General features: G+C 71.3%; 1 protein-coding gene (running past one end of the window). It reads left to right on the top strand.

The window, feature by feature from the left end; all coding sequences use genetic code 11:
* The first annotated feature begins 100 nt into the window (after nucleotides 1-100).
* Nucleotides 101-654: the 5' portion of a condensation domain-containing protein gene (locus GLA29479_RS26130; RefSeq protein WP_425599983.1), read on the top strand. The gene runs 16 nt beyond the window's last position; 554 of the gene's 570 nt are visible here — the first part of the coding sequence; it begins with the start codon at nucleotides 101-103; its stop codon lies beyond the right edge, outside the window.

Below are 654 nucleotides of genomic sequence, written 5' to 3'. Positions count from 1 at the left end.
GAGCTGTCGATTCCGCCGCTTTGTTCGAGCACCCGACCGTTCGCCGGCCTTCGCCACCGCGCTCGATCCCGCCCAACACCGGCGCCTGGCCTTGCGGCCGATGCCGCGGCCGCAGACCCTGCCGCTGTCGTTCGCGCAGCGCCGGCTGTGGTTCCTGCACCAGTTCGAGGGCCCCAGCGCCACCTACAACATGCCGCTGGCGTTGCGCCTGGATGGCGAGCTGAACGTGGACGCGCTGCGCGCCGCGCTGGCCGACCTGTGCGAGCGCCACGAAAGCTTGCGCATCGTGTTCCCGGCCGGCGAAGTACCCAGCCAACACGTGCTCGATCATGCAGCGCCGACCTTGGACCTGATCGACAGCGACGAAGCCGGCCTCGCCCACGCGCTGTCCACCGCCGCCGCCTACGCTTTCGACCTGCGCCACGAGATTCCGCTGCGCGCGACCCTGGTCCGGCTCGGCCCGCAACAACACGCCCTGCTGCTGTTGCTGCACCACATCGCCGGCGACGGCGCCTCGCTGGCGCCGCTCGCGCGCGATCTGGCCGAGGCCTATGCCGCGCGCCTCGACGGCGGCGCGCCGATCCGCGCCCCGCTGCCGGTGCAGTACGCCGACTACACCTTGTGGCAGCAACAGCTGCTCGGCGACGAGAATGA

Origin of the sequence: Lysobacter antibioticus, from assembly GCF_001442535.1 — a bacterium.
In the GTDB taxonomy this organism is placed as follows: domain Bacteria; phylum Pseudomonadota; class Gammaproteobacteria; order Xanthomonadales; family Xanthomonadaceae; genus Lysobacter; species Lysobacter antibioticus.
This window is presented reverse-complemented; position numbering and strand designations above follow the sequence as displayed.